The 19,839-nt window shown below is 70.3% G+C and carries 19 protein-coding genes and 1 tRNA gene; 7 read left to right on the top strand and 13 right to left on the bottom strand.

Going from position 1 to position 19,839, the window contains the following annotated elements; all coding sequences use genetic code 11:
- Positions 1-2 precede the first annotated feature (2 nt).
- The 3 genes from KF837_24240 to KF837_24230 all read right to left on the bottom strand — a co-directional run bounded on the left by KF837_24240 (position 3) and on the right by KF837_24230 (position 4,894).
- Complete coding sequence (locus KF837_24240) at positions 3-1,748, bottom strand: serine/threonine protein kinase (protein ID MBX3230454.1); 1,746 nt, start codon at positions 1,746-1,748, stop codon at positions 3-5.
- 46 nt (positions 1,749-1,794) lie between these two features.
- Positions 1,795-3,312, bottom strand: a complete 1,518-nt coding sequence (locus KF837_24235) for a sigma 54-interacting transcriptional regulator (GenBank protein MBX3230453.1) — start codon at positions 3,310-3,312, stop codon at positions 1,795-1,797.
- Between the two features lie 205 nt (positions 3,313-3,517).
- The gene (locus tag KF837_24230) at positions 3,518-4,894 is read right to left on the bottom strand and encodes a serine/threonine protein kinase (protein MBX3230452.1); all 1,377 of its coding nucleotides are present in this window, start codon (positions 4,892-4,894) and stop codon (positions 3,518-3,520) included.
- 165 nt (positions 4,895-5,059) lie between these two features.
- Between KF837_24230 and KF837_24225 the strand changes: the two genes are divergently transcribed.
- The 4 genes from KF837_24225 to KF837_24210 all read left to right on the top strand — a co-directional run bounded on the left by KF837_24225 (position 5,060) and on the right by KF837_24210 (position 8,888).
- Positions 5,060-6,544: a GMC family oxidoreductase gene (locus KF837_24225; protein MBX3230451.1), complete on the top strand. Its 1,485-nt coding sequence runs from the start codon at positions 5,060-5,062 to the stop codon at positions 6,542-6,544.
- Positions 6,541-6,996: a hypothetical protein gene (locus tag KF837_24220; protein MBX3230450.1), complete on the top strand. Its 456-nt coding sequence runs from the start codon at positions 6,541-6,543 to the stop codon at positions 6,994-6,996. The genes KF837_24225 and KF837_24220 overlap by 4 nt, the downstream gene beginning before the upstream one ends.
- On the top strand, positions 6,993-7,880 hold the full coding sequence (locus KF837_24215; GenBank protein ID MBX3230449.1) for a LysR family transcriptional regulator: 888 nt from the start codon (positions 6,993-6,995) through the stop codon (positions 7,878-7,880). Before KF837_24220 ends, KF837_24215 begins: the two co-directional genes overlap by 4 nt.
- Positions 7,881-7,952: 72 nt before the next feature.
- The gene (locus tag KF837_24210; GenBank protein ID MBX3230448.1) at positions 7,953-8,888 is read left to right on the top strand and encodes an MBL fold metallo-hydrolase; all 936 of its coding nucleotides are present in this window, start codon (positions 7,953-7,955) and stop codon (positions 8,886-8,888) included.
- A gap of 5 nt (positions 8,889-8,893) precedes the next feature.
- On the opposite strand, the gene KF837_24205 is transcribed toward KF837_24210, so the two are convergent.
- Positions 8,894-10,060 carry a hypothetical protein gene (locus KF837_24205; GenBank protein ID MBX3230447.1) on the bottom strand — a complete coding sequence of 389 codons (1,167 nt, stop codon included), beginning with the start codon at positions 10,058-10,060 and terminating at the stop codon, positions 8,894-8,896.
- A gap of 86 nt (positions 10,061-10,146) precedes the next feature.
- Between KF837_24205 and KF837_24200 the strand changes: the two genes are divergently transcribed.
- Positions 10,147-10,623 (top strand): hypothetical protein, encoded by a 477-nt coding sequence (locus KF837_24200; protein MBX3230446.1) that lies wholly within the window; start codon positions 10,147-10,149, stop codon positions 10,621-10,623.
- A gap of 8 nt (positions 10,624-10,631) precedes the next feature.
- On the opposite strand, the gene KF837_24195 is transcribed toward KF837_24200, so the two are convergent.
- Positions 10,632-10,702 (bottom strand) — tRNA-Gln (locus tag KF837_24195).
- A gap of 69 nt (positions 10,703-10,771) precedes the next feature.
- On the opposite strand from KF837_24195, the gene KF837_24190 reads away from it, so the two are divergent.
- Positions 10,772-11,410, top strand: a complete 639-nt coding sequence (locus KF837_24190; protein ID MBX3230445.1) for an MBL fold metallo-hydrolase — start codon at positions 10,772-10,774, stop codon at positions 11,408-11,410.
- A gap of 5 nt (positions 11,411-11,415) precedes the next feature.
- On the opposite strand, the gene KF837_24185 is transcribed toward KF837_24190, so the two are convergent.
- Positions 11,416-13,557, bottom strand: coding sequence for a TIGR02266 family protein (locus KF837_24185; protein MBX3230444.1), 2,142 nt, complete (start codon positions 13,555-13,557; stop codon positions 11,416-11,418).
- 120 nt (positions 13,558-13,677) lie between these two features.
- Between KF837_24185 and KF837_24180 the strand changes: the two genes are divergently transcribed.
- Positions 13,678-14,058: a PilZ domain-containing protein gene (locus tag KF837_24180; protein ID MBX3230443.1), complete on the top strand. Its 381-nt coding sequence runs from the start codon at positions 13,678-13,680 to the stop codon at positions 14,056-14,058.
- On the opposite strand, the gene KF837_24175 is transcribed toward KF837_24180, so the two are convergent.
- The 7 genes from KF837_24175 to KF837_24145 form a co-directional block, all read right to left on the bottom strand.
- Positions 14,042-15,352 (bottom strand): amidase, encoded by a 1,311-nt coding sequence (locus KF837_24175; GenBank protein MBX3230442.1) that lies wholly within the window; start codon positions 15,350-15,352, stop codon positions 14,042-14,044. The genes KF837_24180 and KF837_24175 overlap by 17 nt on opposite strands.
- The gene (locus KF837_24170) at positions 15,349-16,533 is read right to left on the bottom strand and encodes a deoxyhypusine synthase family protein (protein MBX3230441.1); all 1,185 of its coding nucleotides are present in this window, start codon (positions 16,531-16,533) and stop codon (positions 15,349-15,351) included. Before KF837_24170 ends, KF837_24175 begins: the two co-directional genes overlap by 4 nt.
- A 15-nt stretch (positions 16,534-16,548) precedes the next feature.
- Complete coding sequence (locus tag KF837_24165) at positions 16,549-17,139, bottom strand: GNAT family N-acetyltransferase (GenBank protein ID MBX3230440.1); 591 nt, start codon at positions 17,137-17,139, stop codon at positions 16,549-16,551.
- A gap of 75 nt (positions 17,140-17,214) precedes the next feature.
- A complete protein-coding gene (locus tag KF837_24160) occupies positions 17,215-17,556 on the bottom strand; it encodes a hypothetical protein (protein MBX3230439.1) in 342 nt (113 codons plus the stop codon).
- Between the two features lie 5 nt (positions 17,557-17,561).
- Positions 17,562-17,861 (bottom strand): TRL-like family protein, encoded by a 300-nt coding sequence (locus KF837_24155; protein ID MBX3230438.1) that lies wholly within the window; start codon positions 17,859-17,861, stop codon positions 17,562-17,564.
- Between the two features lie 229 nt (positions 17,862-18,090).
- On the bottom strand, positions 18,091-18,645 hold the full coding sequence (locus KF837_24150; protein MBX3230437.1) for a hypothetical protein: 555 nt from the start codon (positions 18,643-18,645) through the stop codon (positions 18,091-18,093).
- A gap of 176 nt (positions 18,646-18,821) precedes the next feature.
- Entirely contained in the window at positions 18,822-19,823 is a 1,002-nt protein-coding gene (locus KF837_24145) for a hypothetical protein (GenBank protein MBX3230436.1), read from the bottom strand.
- Positions 19,824-19,839 lie beyond the last annotated feature (16 nt).

Below are 19,839 nucleotides of genomic sequence, written 5' to 3'. Positions count from 1 at the left end.
GACTACTTCTTCCAGGGGTCGCTCTCGTCGAGGAGCTTGCCCGACGGCGGCGGCTTCGGCGCCGGGACGGGGGACGGCGCAGGAGCTGGCGCCTGCGAGGGCGCGGCCGAGGGGCGCGCGGAAGGGCGGCCGCCGACGGGCTTGCGTACGTCGGGCGCTGGGGCGGGCGCGGTGGCGGGGACCGTGGCCGAGGAGAGGGCGGCGGGGCTCGGGTCGAGCGTGACGTCGACGGTCACTTCGGGCTCGTCCACCGAGACGAGGGAGCTCTTCGGCTGGAAGCCCTCCGCCTCGACGCGTACCCGATGCGTGATCGGGCCACGCTGCACCGTGATCGAGCCGGGGTTCGAGTCGAGCGGCGCGTCGTCGAAGTACAGCTTCGCGTTCGCCGGCTGGGCGCGGAGCGTGAGCACGCACGTCGTCGCGGCGGGCGTCGGGTCCGACGTTGGAGCCGTGGAAGGCGTCGGGGTCGTCGCGACCGGTGCCTGCGGGCGCGCGAACACGATGCCCGCCACGACAACGGCGGCGGCGAGGCCGGCCAAGGAGAAGAGCAGCGCCTTCGACTTCGGCTGCGTGACCGGGAGCGGGTCCGCCGTCGAGGACCTTGCGATGAGTGGGCCGGTGTTCCCCGGGCCGGTGTTCGAACCCGTCCCCGTGCTGTTCGGGCCCGTGTCCGAGGGCAAGAGGGCGATCTTGGAGGAGCTCTCCGGCATCTTCGGCTGGGCGCGGATCGCCTCGCGCCGGTCTGCAACGAAGGTCTGGATCTTCTGCCGCTCGGTGGCGAAGAGCTCCGAGACGACGGCGCCGAGCTCCGCGGTCGTCATCTCGTAGTCGAGGTTGTCGCGGAGCCAGTCCTCGAGCGCCGCGTGGAACTCCTCCGCCGTCGCGTAGCGGTTCGTGGCCGAGAGCGCGAGCGCCTTCATGCAGATCACCTCGATGTCCGGTAGGACCCTCGGGTTGATCGACGATGGGAGCGGGATGTCGCCCACGGAGACGCGACGGAAGATGTCGCTGTCCGAGAGCCCCTTCCACAAGGGGCGGCCCGCCAGCGCCTGCCAGAGCATCACGCCCACCGCGAAGACGTCGGCGCGGCGGTCGACGTTCTTGCCGCCGAACTGCTCCGCCGCCATGTAGGCGCACTTGCCTTTGATCATCCCCGTGCGCGTCTCGGCCGAGGAGTCCGCCGCCTTCGCGATGCCGAAGTCGAGGAGCTTCACCGTACCGTCGTACGTGACCATGACGTTGTGCGGGGACACGTCTCGGTGAACGACGTTGAGCGGTGAGCCGTCGACGTCCTTCAGCTCGTGCGCGTGATGCAGGGCGAGCAGCACGCGCTGGAGGACGTGAATGGAGACGCGGAGGAAGAGATCGGGCTCGCCGTTCGCGCCGTCCGAGACCGTCGCCGGCCGGCTCCAGAACCGCTTCGAGACGGCCTCGAACGCCTGGCCGTCGAGGTACTCCATCACGATGAACGGGAGACTCGAGTCGACGCCGACCTCGGTCGTCTTCACGATGTTCGGGTGATTGAGCCTCGCCGAGAGCCGCGCCTCCTGGAGGAACATCCTCACGAAGTCGGCCTCCTCCGAGAGCGCGCGACGGAGCCGCTTCACGACCATCAGCTTGTCGGAGCCGCTCGGCTGCTGCATCGAGACGAGGTACGCCGTCGCCATGCCGCCGCGACCGAGCTCGGCGATGGGGGTGATGAGACCCGCCTCGATGGCGTTTGTCGGATCGGGTGCCACAGCCGCCATGGAAGATGGAAGGTACGCTCAACCCGCGCGCGACGTCCAATCGCGACTAGCTCTGGAGCCCGTACTTCCGGATCAGGCGGTAGATGTAGGTACGGTTGACGCCCGCCTCCTCGGAGACCGCGGGGACACGATCGCGATGCTTGGCCATCATGTTCTTCAGGTACTCGCGCTCGCCGAGCTCGATCCACTTCTCTCGGAAGGCGCGGAAGTCCCCCTCGAACGGAACGCCCGTAGGGACACCGGAGAGCCCCTGAACCACGGAGGTGAGCGGTGGCGCGTGGCTCGGCGCAGCCCCCTCCGGAGGCGCAGAGCCCGGGAGCGGCATCGCCGAAGCCAACGCGCCCGCGCCCGCGACCGCGACCGGCACGGGCGCGGGAGCCGGCACGGCGGCGGCGGCGGCTGCAGGCGCGGCGGCGGCGGGCGGTGCGTCCTGCGGGCCGGTCTCGCGCTTCTTCGTCGTCTCGTGGAGCGCGCTCGTGCTCCGCATGCTGGACGGCCGAGGCATGTCGCCGAACGCCGGCGGCCGTTGGGTCGGAGCGCGGCGACGGCCCACGCTCGTGGGAGTCTCCGCGCCGAACGACGGCCGAAGCTGCGCGCCGACCTTCGCCTCGCCGAGCGCACGCGCCCTCTCGACCGCGTTCCGCAGCTCTCGGACGTTGCCGCGCCACGGCATCTTCGACAGCTCTTCGACGAAGGCGGGGCTGAGCTCCGCGCCTCCCGCGAAGTAGCGAACGAGGAGCTCGATGTCCTCGCGACGCTGGCGCAACGCCGGCACCACGACCGGGAGCACGGCGAGGCGGAAGTAGAGGTCCTCGCGGAAGCGGCCCTGCGCGACCATCGCGAGGAGATCGCGGTGCGTCGCGCTGACGAACCGCACGTCCACCTTGCGGTGATGGCTCTCCCCGAGCCGGCGAACCGTGTGCTGCTCGAGCACGCGGAGCAGCTTCGGCTGCATCGCGAGCGGGACCTCGCCGATCTCGTCGAGGAACACCGTGCCGCCGTTCGCGCTCTCGATCGCGCCCTCGCGCACGGTGTTGGCGCCGGTGAACGCTCCCTTCGCGTGCCCGAACAGCTCGGCGTCGAGCAAGTTCTCGGGCAACGCCGCGCAGTCGACGACGACGAAGGGACCCTGCGACCGGAGCGAGCTCTCGTGGATCGATCGCGCGACGAGCTCCTTGCCGGTCCCGGTCTCGCCGCGGATGAGGACGGACGCGTCCGAAGGAGAGACGCGCGCGAGGTACGCGAACAGCTCGCGCATGATCGGGCTCTGCCCGACGAGCGAATGGAACGTGTCGGTTCGCCAGAGCTCGATCGGCAGCGACGGTCCCTGCTCGTAGTCGACCTGAAGCACCGTTCCGCCGATCGTGATGCTCGCTTGCGACGACACGCTGGTCTCGCGCACGCGCACGCCGCCCACGAACGTCCCGTTGAGGCTCCCGAGGTCGCGGATCCACAGCCCGTCGTCGCGGGGATCGAGCTCCGCGTGAAAGCCCGACACCGCCGCGTCCTCGATCACCAGATCGGCGTCCGCCGACGCCCCGACGACCATCGCCCGATCGATCACCGCCTCGAAGGGGCCACCGGCTCCCGTCCACGAAATTCGTGGGAAACGACGATAGGATACGACTACCCTTTCATCGTCTGGTTCAGCGACAGCTCGCATGTTGGTTACGTCCCCATTCGTCGAAACCGCGACCTCCCGCCGCGACCCAGCACCAAGCTACCCACGTGGGGGGTGCAGCACAACCGTGAGCTGAGGCTCGATCGCCTCAGTGGTCGGTGCTTGCGTCGCGCGCGCCGGAGACGGTGACGGGCGACGGATCGACGCCGCGTGTACGCTCCAGCTTGCCGGCCGACGCGCTCGTCGGCGTTCCGCCCCTCGCCACGCCGGCCAGCGCGGCGAGCGCGACGATCACGACCGCGAGGATCGCGATCCCGATCGCGAGCTTCGGTTTCGCGGGAGGGCCGAGGTTTGTCGAACTGGTCTGGAGCGGATCGAGCGTCTGCTTCAGCGAAGCCCCCGGCTCGCTCCCGACCGAGCGGATCGTCTCGCTCGGAGCTTTCCTCGCCCCGGTGTCGGCGACGCGCGGCCCGGTACGTCCGGTGTCCACCTGCGTGGCTTCGGTCCCGTCGATCTGGTCGGCGAGGGCCGAGAGCGACGGAAGCCCCGACCACGGATCGAGGTCCGGCGAGGAGCGGGCGACCCGCGGCTTCGAAGACGGGACGGCGAGCGGGTTCTTCGCGAGCCGCGCGAGCCGCGCGACGATGGACCCGACCTCCGGCGGCGCGAACGGCGCCAGCTCGGCGACGAGGTCGTGGACGCTCGCGTACCGGTCTTCGGGTTTCTTCGCGAGGCACGTGTCGACCACGCGGTCGAGCCCCGCCGGGACGTCCGAGCGGAGGCTCGAGAGCGGCCGGTGCGGCTGCTCGCGCACCGAGATCGCGAGCTGCACGACGGTCTCGGCGTCGAACGGGACCTCGCCGCCCGTCAGGAGCTCGTACATGACGACGCCGAGGCTCCAGATGTCGGAGCGCAGGTCCACGTCGCGCGACGACGCGAGCTGCTCGGGCGACATGTAGAGCGGCGAGCCCATCACGCTGCTCGTCTGCGTCAGCGAGCGAGAGCCCGGCTTGCTGATCTTCGAGATCCCGAAGTCGAGGACCTTGACGAGCTCTTGCCCGCTCTCGTCGCGGTGGAGGAAGAGGTTCGCCGGCTTGATGTCACGGTGAACGATGCCCCGCGCGTGCGCGCTCGACAGCGCGTCGCACGCCTGCACGATCCAGCCCACGACCTCCGAGACCGGAGGCTTCGCGCCGTCCTCGACCTTCCGCGCGAGGTCCCCGCCCTCGAGGTACTCCATCACGATGAAGGGGTGGCCCGAGGAGCGAAGGCGTCCGACGTCGAAGACCCGGCAGACGTGCTCGCCCTTCACGAGCGCGGCCGCCTTCGCTTCGCGGACGAACCGCTCGATGACGGCCTTCTCCGCGCCGGTGGCGAGCACCTTGAGCGCGACCGGCTGCTCGAGCTCGAGGTGGAAGGCCGAGAAGACGATCCCCATCCCGCCGCGGCCGACGACCTTCGTGACGCGGTACTTCCCTTCGACGATGTCGCCGGGCGCGATCGGGTCCGAGGAGGAGGCGGTCACGGGAAGGGGCCATTGTACCGCCCGGCTTCTGCGGACACCAGCCGCTGAATCGTGGGAGTCGCCCCGGACGATTCGTCGATTTGCTCCCACGGTGCGTCGCACGATCCGATGCGGTGGTCGAACTCCGGGACCGCGGGCTCGGACGAAGTGGTATCTCGTCGAGTGATGCTGCTCGACGCTCGCACGCTCGCGGCAAATTCGGTCCTTCGTGCGGACATCTGCATCATCGGCGCGGGCGCGGCCGGCATCACGCTCGCGCTCGAGCTCGAAGGAGCGGGGCTGTCGGTGTGCGTGCTCGAGAGCGGCGGCCTCGTGGTCACGGAGCCCAACAAGGACCTCACGCGCGGACGCGTGCTCGGGATCGAGACATGGCAACCCGACGAGACGCGCGCGCGTGTCCTCGGGGGTACGACCGCGCTGTGGAGCGGCTGGTGCCGGCCGCTCATGCGCGAAGACTTCGAGCCTCGCCCCTACATCCCCGACAGCGGCTGGCCCTTCGGCTACGACGACCTCCTCCCCTACTACGCGCGCGCGCACCAGACCGTCGAGATCGGCGAGATGGAGTACGACCCGGAGGTGCTGGCCCGCACCGCCGACAGACCGCTGCTCCCGCTCGAGCCGAGCGGGCTCGAGACGCGCGTCTATCGCTTCAGCCCGCCGACGCGGTTCGGCGAGCGCTATCGCTCCCGGCTCGACGGCGCCGCGGACGTCCGCGTCTACTTGAACGCCAACCTGCGGAAGCTCCGGCTCGCCCGCCGCGGCGCTCCGATCTCGCACCTCGAGTGCGCGACGCTCGACGGCGGACGCTTCACTGTGGAGGCCGGGCGCTACGTCCTCGCCCTCGGCGGGATCGAGAACGCGCGCTTGCTCCTCTGCTCGAACGACGAGCAGCCGGAGGGGATCGCGAACGGCAGCGGGCGGGTCGGAGAGTTCCTCGAGCACCCGCACCTCTACGGGAGCGGCTCGATCCTGTGGAAGGACGCGCCGAACCTCGACTTCTACGGAGGGCTGCCGGTCCGCTCGACCGTCAACGGCGTCCCGCGCGACGTGCGGGTCATCGGCGCGATCGGGATCAAGGCGCCCGTCCGCGCGAGTGAGGGTCTGCCGAACCTCAGCGCGACGCTCGCGACCGTCCCGCTCGACACGCCCTCCGGCGTCATCGGCCTCGACACCGCGGCGGCGCTCTTGGGTCGGAAGGGAGTGCTCGGCGCGGCGCAGATGACGTATCGCTGCGAGCAGACGATCGCCCCCGACAGCCGGGTCATGCTCGGCGCCGACCTCGACGCGCTCGGAATGCCGCGCGTCGAGCTGCACTGGAACCTCTCCGAAGAGAATCGATCGGCGATCCGTCGTTCGCTCGGCGTCTTCGCGCGTGAGCTCGGGCGCCTCGGGCTCGGCCGGCTCTGGGACGTCCACCTGACCGACGCCCCGCTCGTTCCCGCCGGAGGCGCGCACCACATGGGCACCGCGCGCATGAGCCGCGATCCGGCGAAGGGCGTCGTCGACGAGAACGGACGCGCGCACGAGGTCGAGAACCTCTACGTCGCCGGCGGCGCGGTCTTCCCGAGCGGAGGAGACTCGAACCCCACCCTCACGATCGTGGCGCTCGCTCACCGCCTCGCCGATCACCTGAAGGGAGCGAAGGCATGACCCCGCGCGCGCTCCTCGCCCGACGCGATCTCCTCAAGGCGGTGTGCGCCGCCGCGGGGACGCTCGCGCTCCCGCACCTGGCGGCGTGCAGCTCGAGCGAGGACGACGTCGAGGCGCTGCCTCCGCTCCCGTCGCTCGGCGAGGAAGACCGCCTCGTCGTCCTCGACTACTTCGATCCCGATGATCGCGCTTATGCCGTTTTCATCGGAAAACGCTACCTCGCAAGCATCGCCCCGGACGCGAAGGCGCAGCGGCTCCAGCTCGTGGAGAGCTTCACGCGGGTGGAGGCGCTCCTCGCGACGCGCGAGAGCTACGAGGACGTGACGGCGATGGTCCAGGACAACGTCCGCCGCGACTTCGAGGCCGGCGCGACCGCGACCGTCGACGGCTGGGTGTTCGCCCGCACCGAGGTCGATCTCTGCGTGCTGCTCGGCGACGGCGACGACGAGTGAAGCGAACGACGTATCGCTGGGACGACCTGAAGGTGCTCCTCGAGCTGCTGCGGTCGGGGAGCCTCTCCGGCGCGGGGCAAGCGCTCGGCGTGAACGCCTCCACGATCGGACGTCGCCTCGAGGCGCTCGAGGCCGCGCTCGGCGTGCAGCTCTTCGAGCGCACCGCCGACGGCGTCGTCGCGACCGCCGCCGCCGACGCGCTGCGCGACGCGGCGGAGGCGGTGGAGCGGAGCGTCGTGAACGTCGACAACGTCCTCGACGCGCTGGAGGCGGCCCCGGAGGGGACGGTGCGCATCAGCGCGCCACCTGCGATCTGCACGCATTTCATCGCCCCTGCGGTCGCGCGCTTGCGCCGGCGCTTCCCGCGGCTGCAGGTGCAGCTCGACGCGTCGGCGGAGCTCGCCGACCTCACGCTGCGTGAGGCCGACGTCGCGGTGCGCCTCGTCCGCCCGACGAGCGGCGATCTGTTCGCGATGAAGCTCGGCGACAGCCCCACCGTCGTCTTCGTCGCGACGGACGCGCGCGTGCCGGAGCCGCTCGCCGATCCGAACGACGTCGACTGGATCACGTGGACGACGCACGACCTCCCCGACGCGCGCTGGGTGAAGGAGTCGGTGAAGGAAGAGCGCGTCGCCGTGCGCGCGAGCTCGCTCGAGGCGCAGATGGCCGCCGCCCGCGGCGGAGCAGGAGCGCTCCTCCTCTCGCGCGCGTTCCGCGGCGTCCCCGGGCTCCGCGAGCTTCGGCTCGCCCCGGCGCTCGAGCAGCGCCTCGCCGCCCGACCCGATCCGGCGCTCTGGCTCGTGACCCACCGCGCCCTCCGCCGGGTCCCGCGCGTCGAGGCCGCGTGGGAGCTCCTGCTCGAAGAAGGCCGCCGTTTCGCTTAGTTGCGGCGCCTTTGCGTTCCTGCAAAGGGGCTCCGCGTCCACGCATCGATCGTCACCGTTACGACGTAGGGCATGTCGAAGATCGCTCTCCTCGCCCTTCTCTCCGCTCTCGCCGCCACCGCATGCGTGGAGGAGTCGAGCGCGCCGGTCGAAGCCGAAGCGCCGGTCGAAGCGCCGGTCGCGACGCCGGTCGAAGCGCCGATGCCGGTCGTCTCGCTCTGCTGGGTGGAGACGGCGCACACGAACGTGCTCGGCTCCGCGACGGCGTCGGGCATCGTGGTGCGGCACGCGAAGGGGACCGTGCTCGTCGACGCTGGCGCGAGCACGAGCTACGACGCGGAGATCGAGCCGTACTCCGGCAAGGACCGCGCGTTCTACGAGGCGATCCCCGCGATGATGAAGCCGCGCGCGCCGCTGCCGGCGGTGCTCGCCGGCATGGGCATCCGCGCCGACGAGATCACGTCGTTCCTCCCCACGCACGTTCACGTCGATCACGTCGGCGGGATGATGGACATGCCGGACGTTCCGGTGCTCCTCACGCCGCCGGAGGCCGAGCTCGTCCGGCGCGGCCTCGACGAGACGCTCTTCGAGATCGTCCCCGCCCACGCCCGCCGCCTCGCCCCGCTCGTGAAGGAGATCGAGCTCACGGACCAGCCGCACGAAGGCTTCGCGAGGAGCTTCGACCCGTTCGGCGACGGCACGATCGTCGTGGTGCCGCTCCCGGGCCACACGCCCGGCAGCGTCGGCGTCTTCCTCGATCTCCACGACGGCCATCCCATCTTCCACGTCGGCGACACGGTGAGCACGCTCGCGCAGCTCGAAGCAGGCGAGCCGAAGGGCTTCCTGATGGCGGACACCGACTCCGATCCCGACGCCACGCTCGAGCGCGTCGGCGACCTCCGCGCCCTCGCCGCGCGCGCTCCGAACGTCCGCATCCTCCCCGCGCACGATCGCCGCGCGTGGCAGGCCATCTTCGGCAGCCCCGGCAGCTGCATCGAGGCGCGCTGACGCCCTCAGCGCACGCGGACGGGCGTGCTCGTCGAGAACGTGCTCGTCGCGACGCCGAGCGCGCCGGCGTAGCCGTTGAGCCCCCAGCACCAGAGCTCGTCGCCCTCGACGATCGCGCACGAGTGATAGAGCCCGAGCGCGATCTTCGTCGCGCGCGCGGGGAGCCCGACGACCTTCTGCGCCGTCGTCTCGCGCTGGATCTCGATCCCGTGACCGACCTGCCCCGTGAGCGCGAGGCCCCAACATGCAACCTCACCGTTGCGTGTCAACGCGCAGGAGTGATAGCCGCCGGCCGCGACCGCGACCGCAGGCGCGTCGAGCCCGCGCACCGCGACCGGCCGCGACGCGTCGCCGACCGCGCCGCTCCCGAGCTGCCCCATGTCGCCGCGCCCCCAGCACTTCACGCCGCCGCCGTCGACGACGGCGCAGGAGTGCTCGTGACCCGCGCTCGCGGCGATCGCGCGCGCGCCGAGCGTGACGGTCACCGGCCGCCGTCGATCCTGCGTCGAGCCGTCGCCGATCTGACCGCGCTCGTTGTTGCCCCAGCACGTGACCGCGCCGGTGGCGAGGAGCGCGCACGTGTGAGCGCTCGCGGTCGAGACGGAGGCGACGTTGCGCAGCCCGGGCACCTCGATGGGGACGCCGCTCGCGATCGAGCCGCCGTTGCCGAGCTGTCCGACCTCGTTCGCGCCCCAGCAGCGGAGCGCGGCGCCGACGATCGCGCAGCCGTGATCCGCGGCGAGGGCGATCGACGCGACGCCGCCGTCGAGCCCGACGACACGCGCGGGCACACGCTGCTGCAAGACGCCCGAGCCGATGCCGAGCTGCTTGTTCGTGTTGAGGCCCCAGCACCACACCGCGCCCGCGCTCGTGCGCGCGCACGCGGAGGCTCCGCCGGCCGCGACCTGCGCGACGCCGCTCTCGAGCCCCGGCACCGGCAGGGGCAGCGCGGAGTCGTCGCTGCCGCCGGTGCCGAGCTGTCCATCGTGGTTCTCGCCCCAGCACGTCGCGGCGCCGGCGCTGGTGACGGCGCATCCGTTCGCCCAGCTCCCGCTCACGTCGCGCACGCGGAGCTCGGCGCCCGTGAGCGCCGAGTCGTCGCTTGCGGGCGCAGGCGCGACCGAGCCGCAACCCGCGACGACGAGGGCGGCGAGGACGAGCACGGTGCGCATGCCCGCGAGCTACCACCGGCGCCGCGCGTCGAATCTGAAACCACGCTCTTGCACGGCGTGCTTCGCGGGATAAGGTGGCCCCCATCATGATGAAGAGCTGGCTTGGCGTGATGGGTCTCGTGTGCATGATCGGCTGCTCGAGCGACGACGACGCCGACGCTCCGCCGGCGTCGCCGTACGAGCCGCTCTACTCCGTGAGCGTGTCGTCGAGCGCCGACACCACCAAGCTCGACGGCTTGTGGGAGACCGCGGTGAACAACGGCGGCGCGAACCTGCTCGCGCGCGTCCAGTTCAAGGACGGGAAGATCCTGTTCGCGAGCCGCTGCTCGGGCGACGGCTACGAGACGGTGACCGTCGGCATCACCGTCAACGCGACATGGGACGACAAGTCGATCACGGTGTCGGACGCCGGCGGCCAGGACAGCAAGACCTCGAACAGCTCCACCGGCAAGCCACCGGTCCTATGCATCGCGCAGCTCAAGGGCCCGGGCACTTCGCCGTACGCGATCGAGGACGCGAAGCTCGAGACCCTGGGCTACACCTTCACGAAGGTCGCGGACTGAGCTCGCGGTTCCGGCGCAGGGATTCGAACCCCGATAAGAGGATCCAAAATCCTCTGTCCTGCCATTAGACGACGCCGGAAGGACGCGTTCACGCTAGCCCACGCGGCATCGTTTGCAAGAGGAGCGCGCGTGCTATGTCGTCGCTGTGATCAGCGTCGAGACGTTTCCGACGGGGCCGCTTGGGTGCAACTGTTCGCTCGTGATCGACGGTGCGTCGAAGCGTGCGATCGTCGTCGATCCTGGTGGTGACTTCGAGCGTATCGCGGCCAAGCTCGACGCCGCCGGTGCCTCCGTCGACGCGATCGTCCATACGCACACGCATATCGATCATGTCGGCGCTACCGCGCCGCTTCAGCGCAAGAGCGGCGCGCGGGCGTGCATCCACGAAAGCGATCGCTTCCTCTACGATCTCCTCCCCGTGCAAGCCGCCATGCTCGGCATCGAGCTGCCCGAGACCGTGGAGATGGAAGGCTCCCTCACCGATGCGTCGAGCTTGAGCGCCGGCGCCGTCGAGATGGGCGTCCTCCATACGCCCGGACATACGCCCGGCAGCGTCACCTTCGTCGTGAAGACGCCCGACGCCACGCACGTCTTCAGCGGCGATACGTTGTTCCGACGCGGCATCGGTCGCACCGATCTCTGGGGCGGTGACTCCGCTCAGATCATGCGCTCGCTGAAGGAGCGCATCCTCGCGCTCCCCGACGACGCGATCGTGATCGCCGGGCACGGGCCCAACACCACGATCGGCGAAGAGCGCGCGGCGAACCCGTTCCTCCGCCGCGCTTAGAGCGCTCAGAGCTCGGGCGGCGGTGAATCGGGAGAAGGCGACGGATCGGGCGCGGGGGCCGGCGCGGGTGCAGGGGCCGGCGGCGTCTCGGTGGTCGTATCGCCCGTCGGCTCGGTGCCCGGCGACGGTTGCGGCGCCGGCTTGGGCTTCGGCTTGGGCTTCGGCTTCGGCGCAGGTGCCGGCGCCACCACCGCCGTCGCCGTCGCTCCACCCGCGTCGGCCGCCGCGGCGGGGACCGCGGCGTCGATCGCGGGAGGCACCGCCTCGGGCGTCGCCGCGTCGGGCGTCGCCGCGGGGACTGGAGTCGGAGGCGGAGGCGGCGTCGAAGAAGCCGGGACCACCGGCGCGCTCTCGGTCGGCGCCGTCGGCGGGGGCGGTACGTCGGTGCCGCCGCCGCCCGAGGACATGCTCTTGTAGACGAACACGCCGCCTGCCGCGACGAGCACGACGACGACGAGGCCCGCGATGAGGCCGGTCGAGCTCTTCTTGTCCGGCTCGCGGATCGTCGCGCCGATCGGCTTCGCGGGGGCGGGCGGCGGGGCCGAGCGCACCGGCGCCGGTTGCGGCGTCGCGCTCGAAGGCGCGGCCGCGCTCGCCGGCGGCGGCGTCGAGACCGAGGCCTTCGACATCACGACCGTGTCGCCCGACTGATCGCCGTCCTTCTTCTCGGACTTCGGCTCGTCCTTGCTCTCGGCCTTGGGCTCGGCGGCGGCGCCGACGCCCTCCTTCATGTTCACCGTCGCGCCCTTCGTCGCGAAGAGCGGATTGTTGCCGATCTCCTCCATCGAGCCGCCGGCCTCGCGCAGCGCCTCTTCGAGGAGCTCCGCCGCCTGCTTCATCATCGTCGGCTCTTTGACCGGCTCCTCCGGACCCGTGCTCGTCGGGAACATCGGGCTCGCCGCCGGCTTCTTCTTCTCCGCGACGGTCGGAGCGTCGGCGCCTCCCTCCTTCTTCGAGTCCGCGTCCTTCTCCGAGACGCCGCCGAGGAACGCGTCCGCCATCGTCGCGGGCGGCGCCTTCGGCGTCGCCTCCCCGACCGGCGGCGCCTTCGGCGTCGCGAAGAACTGCTGCGTCTCGTCCGTCTCGAGGTTCGGGCTCGACTTGGTCCCCGGCGGCGGGCTGTTCGCCGCCGGCGCCACACCCATCATCGTCGCCTTGCGCGGGTTCAACGCGGGTCGCGGCGCCGCGCTCTTCGCGCCGGAAGCCGACGCCGACGAGGGCGGAGCCGGCGGCGCGGACGCTGCCGCCGGCGCGGACGCTGCCACCGGCGCGGACGCCGGAGACACCGCGGCCATCGCCGGCGTCGTCACCGCGGTGGACGGGTTGTTCGCCGCCGGCGCGACGCCGAGCATCGTCTGCGGCTTGATCTTCACCGGCGCGGGCGGGCCGCTCGCGGCCGCGGCGCCCGGCGTGGACGCGGGAGCAGGCGCAGGCGCCTTCGTCGAAGGCGGCACGAGACCCGGCGGCACGCTGCCGAGCGGGAGCGTCTTGTTGCCGGTGAAGCCACCGGCGCCCGAGGAGCCGGTCGCGGCCGGACGGCTCGCGGCGCTCGGCGTCTTCGACACGGCCGGCGACGACGACGGAGCAGCGGGCGCCGGCGCGGGACCGCCGAGGCCCTTCGCCGTCGCGGGCGTCGCGGAAGGAAGCGACTGCGACTCCGGCACGGGCGGCGCGGAGACGATCGTCGACGACGACACGCCGCCGACGCTCGGGCTCGGACCCGGACCCGGCGCGGCGCCCGGCTGCGCGAGCGTCCTCTCGTCCTCGAGCGCGGCGGGATCGGAGGTGTACGCGCTGCCGGCGTCGGCCTTCGTCGCGACGAGCTTGTCGATGACGGCGCGCGACGAGTCGTCGAGCTTGATGAACTTCACGCCCATGCCGGCGGGCTTCTCCGACGCCGCCTGCGTGGGCTCGCGCTTCCACACGACGCGACCGACGCCGGAGATGACGCTCTTGTCGCCCGCGAGACGGATCTCGAACTTGAGGAGCGTCCCCGGAGGGAACGGCGTCGGCGTCTTCACGAAGATGCCGCCCTTGCTCACGTCGTGTGAGTGGTTCTCGATGAACTCGTCGACCGTCGCGCTCTTGTAGCGAACGTTCAGGCTGACGACCTTCGCTCGCTTGTCTTTGCGCGTGTCGTTGCTCATCGGGAGACCGTCATCCTAACCGAGGCGCATCCAAAAACGCCAACACGCGGCCGAAATGAAGGACGAGCCGCACAAGAGCTCGGCCCTTTCGGCGCTGCGACATGGTATCTTCGCACGCCGGTGTCGGATCCGACGAAACCGCACTTCCGCGCGCACGGCCGTCGTCCTGTCCGCATCGCGGTCACGCTGCGCGGCGAGCGCACGGCGTGGGAGCGCGCCGGCACGGTCCTCGACGTCCACATCGCCGGCGCGGGCGTGGAAACCGACGAGCCGCTCGTCGCGGGCGACCGCGTCACCGTCGCGTTCGCGACGCCGACGCGCTGGGACCCGCTCGTCATCAGCGCCGTCGTCGTGTGGGCCCACGACCGAAGGCCGAAGGACGAGGTCGACGTGCTCGGCCGCCCGAAGCAGAGCGCCCGCTCCGGCCTCGCGTTCGACTACGAGTCGCCGGAGTCGACCCTCGCGATGTACGAGATGATCGAGTCTATCGGCTTCGAGTGAAGGCGAGCCGCCGTCCGAGCGCGAGGACCGCGTCCTCGGAGCCCGGGGGTCCCAGGATCTGGAGCGAGCGCGGCAGCGCGGGCGTCCCGGGGAACACGCCGAACGGGATCGCGAGCCCCGTCGCGTCGACGAGGTTCCCGAGCTTGCAGAAGCTCATCGCGCGCACGGCGAGCGCGGCGCGACCGTGACGCGGCGGCTTCATCGTCACCGTCGGCGACACGATGAGCGCGCCGGAGCTCCACACCTCGTCGCACGCCGCACGCAGCGCGGCCCGCGCCGCCGCCGCGCGCGGTTTGTCGCGATGGACCGCGCGCATCGCCGTCACCGCGGCGAGGAGGATGCCGGTGTTCGGATGAATCCTCCGATCGAGGCGCCCGTTCGAGAAGAGCCCGATGAACACGGCCGGCAGCGCGGCGGGGAGCGGGAGCTCGTTCGCGCGGACGAGCTCGCCGAAGTGCGCCGCGAGGTACTCCGTGAACACCGCGTTGACGCGCGACGGCGACGGCAAGCGCTCGCCGAGCGACCAGCCCACCCCCGCCTCGTGAAGGCACGTCGCGACGTCGGCGACGAACGACGGCCACTCGTCGTCGTGCGCGCGATCGGGCGCCCACACGACGACACGATCCGGATCGACGCGCGGCGCGGGGTGCTCGCTCCTCCGCAGCGCGCCGCGGACCGCGTCCACCACCGCCTGCGCGCCTTCGACGTCGCGCGCGATCGGGCCCATCCCGCACATGTCCCAGAAGAACGGAGGAAGTCGTGGAAAGTGGTGATACCCGACCGGCCACGCCGCGGTCGACAGGCGCAACCCGACCACGCCGCAGAACGCGGCCGGGCCGCGGATCGAGCCGCCGAAGTCCGAGCCCCACTCGAACGCGGCCATCCCGTCCGCGACCGCGGCCGCGCCGCCGCCGGTCGAGCCGCCGGCCGTGCGCGACGGATCGTGCGGGTTCCGCACCGGCCCGCGCAGGTGGTTGTCGCTCTCGGTCGAGAACGCGAGGTCGCAGAGGTTCGATTTCCCGAGCAGCACCGCGCCCGCCTCCGCGAACGCGCGGTAACAGTGCGCCGACGACGCCGGCACGCGCGCACGATGGCGCCACGATCCGCCGGTGGTGCGGATCCCCGCGGTGTCCCACGTGTCCTTGAGCACGTACGGCACACCCGCGAGCTGGCCCGACCGCGCGCCGCCCTCCGAAGCTTCGACCGGCGTGAGCACGGCGTGGAGCGCGTCGTTCCGCGCCGCGATGCGCGCGCGGCATCGCTCGACGTCGTAGGACGCGAACGGCCGCGTCACTTCTTCTTGGCCGTCTTCTTCTTCGGGAGATCGAACTTCACCGTCTCCACGAGCTTCTTCCGCCGCTTCTCGACCTCGCCCTGGAGGTTCTTCACCGCCTTCGCGCGCACGTCGAAGAGCCGCCGGTGCTTCTTGTGCACGCGCGGATCGGAGAGCAGCGCGTAGGTGAGCCACGGGAACACCGCGGTGACGTCGCAGTGGCAGTACACCGAGCCGTACTGCACGCTCTCGGCCGAGACCTTGCCCCAGGTGTGCCCTTCGCCGGCGGGGCACGAGCTGAGCGCGCCGTTGTCGACGGGATCGACGCAGAACTGCACGTCGAAGTCGAAGCCGTGGGTGGGGACGCCGAGGATCTGGTCGAGCAGCGGCTCCCCCTGCAGCGTGTAGTTCTTCGGCACCCCGCCGCCGAGGATCCAGATCGCCATCTTCTTCTTCATCGTCCCGAAGCAGTGGTGCTGCATCGCGCCCATCTCGAAGACGTCGTCGTTCACGTCGATCTCGAGCTTGAACGCGTCGCCGAGGAGGCGCTTCAGCTTCACCGCGTTGAGGAAGATCGATCCGTCCTGCACCGCGCCGACGAAGATCGGGACGCCGTGCCGGTACGCGGTCGCGATGAGCGACGGCGACTTCACGCCGAGCGCGTCCTCGATCCGCGCGATGTCGCGTCCGAGCAGCCAGTGCAGCTCGGTCGTCGTCATCTTCTTCTGGTAGTCGGGCGACGTCATGAGCGCGCTGAACAGCTTGTCCGTCTCGAGCAGCGTCTCCTCGTGGAACCCGAGGTCGTAGATGCGGATGATGCGCGCGAGGCGGTAGGTGATGTCGCCGCCGTTCGGGTCGATCTCGCGGATGCGATGCCCGATCACGCGATGCGCGTCGTGGTACAGGTTCGCGCCCGTCGTCGTGATGCAGTCGATGAGCCCGCGCTCGATGAGCGGGATGATGCACGACTGATGCAGCCCCGCCGGCGTCATCGCGCCCGACATCGTGAGGAACGTGCACGTGTCGTCCTGCGACGATCGCCGCATCAGCTCGAACGCGGTGCGCTCCTGCCGCCCGACGTAGGCCGGGAACATCCGCTCGATGATCTCGACCGGCGTCTCCTTCCCGGTGATCCCGACGGGGTGGACGTCCCGCTGCCGCTCGAACCCTTTACGAACCGACTGCTTCTGCGTGCTCGCCATCTTCGAGCGAGCACGCTACCGCGTCAGACGAAGCTGCGGAAGGAGCCGTGACGCGCCGAAGTCCTCGCGCGTGATGTCCATGAAGAGCTCGTCGTGGCGCTCTCCGCCGACCTCGATCGCGCTGCGGAGGCGGCCGGCGTCCTTGAAGCCGGCCTTCAGGTACGCGCGGTGCGCGCGATCGTTGAACGCCCAGTGCTTCAGGTGGATCGCGTGCAGCCCCAGCAGCGTGAAGGCGTAGTCGACGAGGAGGCGGATCGCCTCCGTGCCGTAGCCCTTGCCCCACTCCGTCTTCTCGCCGATGCAGACGCCGAGCTCGGCGGTGCCGCGCTTGTGGTCGACGCCTTTCAAGCCGAGCGAGCCGATCAGGCGCTGGCCGTCTCGCAGCACGATGCCGAAGGTGGGGTTGTAGCGGTCGCGGCGGACGCGCTCGATCCACTCCTCCTCGTCCTCGATCCCGAAGACCTGTCCGATCGCGCCGAGGTGCGTCGTCACCTCGAGATCGCTGAGCCATCGCGCCATCAACGGCGCGTCGGAGCGGTCGAAGTGACTCAGGTAGACGCGATCGCCGGCGACGATCTCGGGACGGAAGGGCGCGCTCGTGGACACACAAACGAGCATGCCCCGTCCACGCTCGCGCGTGAACAGGGCATGTTCGGAAGCGCCGAGGCGCTCGCCGTCAGCTCACTTGCCGTGCGCGACGGTGCAGCCCTGGGTGTAGATGCCCAGGATGTTCGTCGAGTGGAACTCGATCGAGTGGACCTCGGAGACGCCGCCGGCCTTCTTGGCCGCGTCGAGCGACGCGTCGCCGAACGCCGCGAGGCCGAGGATGCCGGTCGCGCAGGCTTCGCCGTTCTTGTCGCCCGTCTTACCGGGGCCCGACGTCTCGTTGATGTTGATGCCGTGCGGCACCTGCGTGCCCGTGTAGAGCGAGCCGTAGGGGTAGCCGCCGCCGAAGCCGCAGCCGATTGCCACGAGAGCGAAGGCCGCGCCGACGCCCGCCTTGAGGAGCTTGGTGGTCGTCATGGCGCTCACTTACCGTGCACTTCCGTGCAGCCCTGGGTGTAGATGCCGAGGATGTTGGTGCCGTGGAACTCGACCGAGTGGAGCTCGGTGACGCCGCCAGCCTTCTTGGCCGCGTCGAGCGACGCGTCGCCGAACGCCGCGAGACCGAGGATGCCCGTCGCGCAGGCCTCACCCTTCTTGTCGCCCGTCTTGCCGGGGCCCGACGTCTCGTTGCGGTTGATGCCGTGCGGCACCTGCGTGCCGGTGTAGAGCGAGCCCGTCGGGTATCCCCCGAGGAAGCCGCAACCCATGAGGATGACACTCATCACTCCACCAGTCGCAATCTTGAGCAAGTTCTTCGTCGACATCTGAGCCTCCCAGGAGGGTGTTTGGTACTGCAGGATTGAGTCTTTGTCGTTTTCCGCAGCGTCAAACCGCCCGCGCGGACGTCGATAATTCGAGGTAGCCCTCGAGGAGCGGCCTGAATACACGACGACCTTCCCCAAGATCAACCTCCGAATGCGACAGCAGGGCTGGCGGTAAGGCACAGCGCGGCTACTGGGCAGGAGGTGCCCCTGGGAAAGGATTCTTGGGTCGGGTGGCATCGAGCCGAAGCCCGATGGTGACCCCCCGGACGTAATAGTCCGGCCCGAACCATCGCCACAAGTATTCGGAGTGTCCTTTGATGTCCAGCCGAATTCTTCCGAGGCGCACGCCGAAGCCGGCCTCGACGCCGGGCGAGAGCATTTGGACGCTCGGTTGCGCGTGCATGATGTCGACCGACAGGAACTGAACCCGGAATTTCGCTTCGAAATCGATGGGTCCGACGTGGATGCCGCCGCCGAGCTTCTCCTCGAAGAGCGACCAGGAGAAGGACTTGGCGTCGAGGATGCGGAGCGAGGTCCGCGACGTCGCGGCGATGTAAAAGGGCCCTTTGAACGAATTCGTCGTGTAGCTGGTGCCGAGCCCGATCTCGCTCGCGAGCGGGGCGCCGTGCTCGAAGTTGCGGCGATCCGTGATCGGCGTCGTCCCGGTCGCGCGACGCGACCAGATCGGCCCGATGTCGAGCTGATACGAAACGATCGACCGGTACTGATCGAAGAGCTTCACCGAGTTTGTGGCCTGCTTCGCCGGGCCGTCGGTCTCGGGCGAGCTCGTGACGTCGGGCCGACCCGACGACGGGCCGCTCGTCGAGGGCCCAACGAGCCCCTGCGCCGACGCCTCGCGCGCGGCGAAGAGCGCGCCGGCCGCACACGCAAAGGATGCAAGATGACGCAGACTTCCGGTCATGGCGTGGCGACCGGCGGCGTCGGCGGCGTCGGTGTGCTGGGGAGCGGCGTCGGATCCGGGAACGGCCCGAACATCTCGTCCGCGATCTTCCGGCAGTCCTTCTCGATGCGCGGATCGAACGGCTCCGGCGGGTGAGGATCCGCGTCGTACATATGGGCGCAGCGCGCGACGAAGGTGCTGATCTCCGGCCTCACCCCGATGCGACCGTAGCTGTCGAGCGTGAACACGAACCCCATCCGCTGATCGGCGGTGAAGCGGCGGTGGACCTCGTGTTTGCCCTCGAAGTACGAGTACGCCTGCGTCCGGTTCGTGAACTGGCCGAGCGCGGCGACGTACCGCGAAGGATCGGCGAAGCGGTACACCGGCAGCGCCTCGCCCGGCGGCACGCCGAGCCACTTCATCCCCTCGACGATCGAGGCGTTCGGGTTCGACGCCTCGACGTCGATGACGGGCCCGCCCGCGTCCGCGATCGCGAGCATCGCCATCTCGGAGCAGAACAGCTTCGAGTGCTCCTTGCTGTCGAAATAATTGTCGAATTCGACGCCTTCTTCGAATTTCTTGCGCGCCCACGCCGCGATCTTGTCGCCGTCGGCGCCGGGCGGCGGATCGAAGATCTCCGCGTAGAGGTTCGGCGCGATGTACTCGAACAGCGGGCGCCGGTACATCTTGCCCTTCACGTTGTCCATGATCCGCGAGCGGATCGGGAAGGTCTTCACCTCCCCCGTCACGTCGTAGACCCAGGGCTCGCCGTTCTCGACGCTGAGGATCGCGACGTGCGTGAACGGGTAGTACTTCTTCACCAGCAGCGGGAACACGAAGCTCGTGGAATCAGGCGATTCCGTGAGGACGAGCTGCCCCGAGCGCAGCGCGAGGCCGTTGTAGGTCGCCGGTCGCGCGGGATCGACCTTCTTGTCGAGCACCACCACCGGCGGCAGCTGCCGAGTCGCGCAGCTGGCGACTGTCAGGACGGCGAAGGCGGCGAGGGCTAGCGGCCTCATACCAAAGGGCTCTCAA

The organism is Labilithrix sp., assembly GCA_019637155.1.
GTDB lineage: Bacteria > Myxococcota_A > Polyangia > Polyangiales > Polyangiaceae > Labilithrix.
Note: the sequence above shows the minus strand (reverse complement) of the source record. Positions and strands in the feature narration are given on the sequence as shown.

Coding starts and splice junctions, on each gene's coding strand:
- KF837_24240 (MBX3230454.1), bottom strand. CDS start 1,748: ATGGCGGCTGTGGCACCCGATCCGACAAACGCCATCGAGGCGGGTCTC.
- KF837_24225 (MBX3230451.1), top strand. CDS start 5,060: ATGCTGCTCGACGCTCGCACGCTCGCGGCAAATTCGGTCCTTCGTGCG.
- KF837_24220 (MBX3230450.1), top strand. CDS start 6,541: ATGACCCCGCGCGCGCTCCTCGCCCGACGCGATCTCCTCAAGGCGGTG.
- KF837_24210 (MBX3230448.1), top strand. CDS start 7,953: ATGTCGAAGATCGCTCTCCTCGCCCTTCTCTCCGCTCTCGCCGCCACC.
- KF837_24205 (MBX3230447.1), bottom strand. CDS start 10,060: ATGCGCACCGTGCTCGTCCTCGCCGCCCTCGTCGTCGCGGGTTGCGGC.
- KF837_24200 (MBX3230446.1), top strand. CDS start 10,147: ATGATGAAGAGCTGGCTTGGCGTGATGGGTCTCGTGTGCATGATCGGC.
- KF837_24185 (MBX3230444.1), bottom strand. CDS start 13,557: ATGAGCAACGACACGCGCAAAGACAAGCGAGCGAAGGTCGTCAGCCTG.
- KF837_24170 (MBX3230441.1), bottom strand. CDS start 16,533: ATGGCGAGCACGCAGAAGCAGTCGGTTCGTAAAGGGTTCGAGCGGCAG.
- KF837_24160 (MBX3230439.1), bottom strand. CDS start 17,556: ATGACGACCACCAAGCTCCTCAAGGCGGGCGTCGGCGCGGCCTTCGCT.
- KF837_24155 (MBX3230438.1), bottom strand. CDS start 17,861: ATGAGTGTCATCCTCATGGGTTGCGGCTTCCTCGGGGGATACCCGACG.
- KF837_24145 (MBX3230436.1), bottom strand. CDS start 19,823: ATGAGGCCGCTAGCCCTCGCCGCCTTCGCCGTCCTGACAGTCGCCAGC.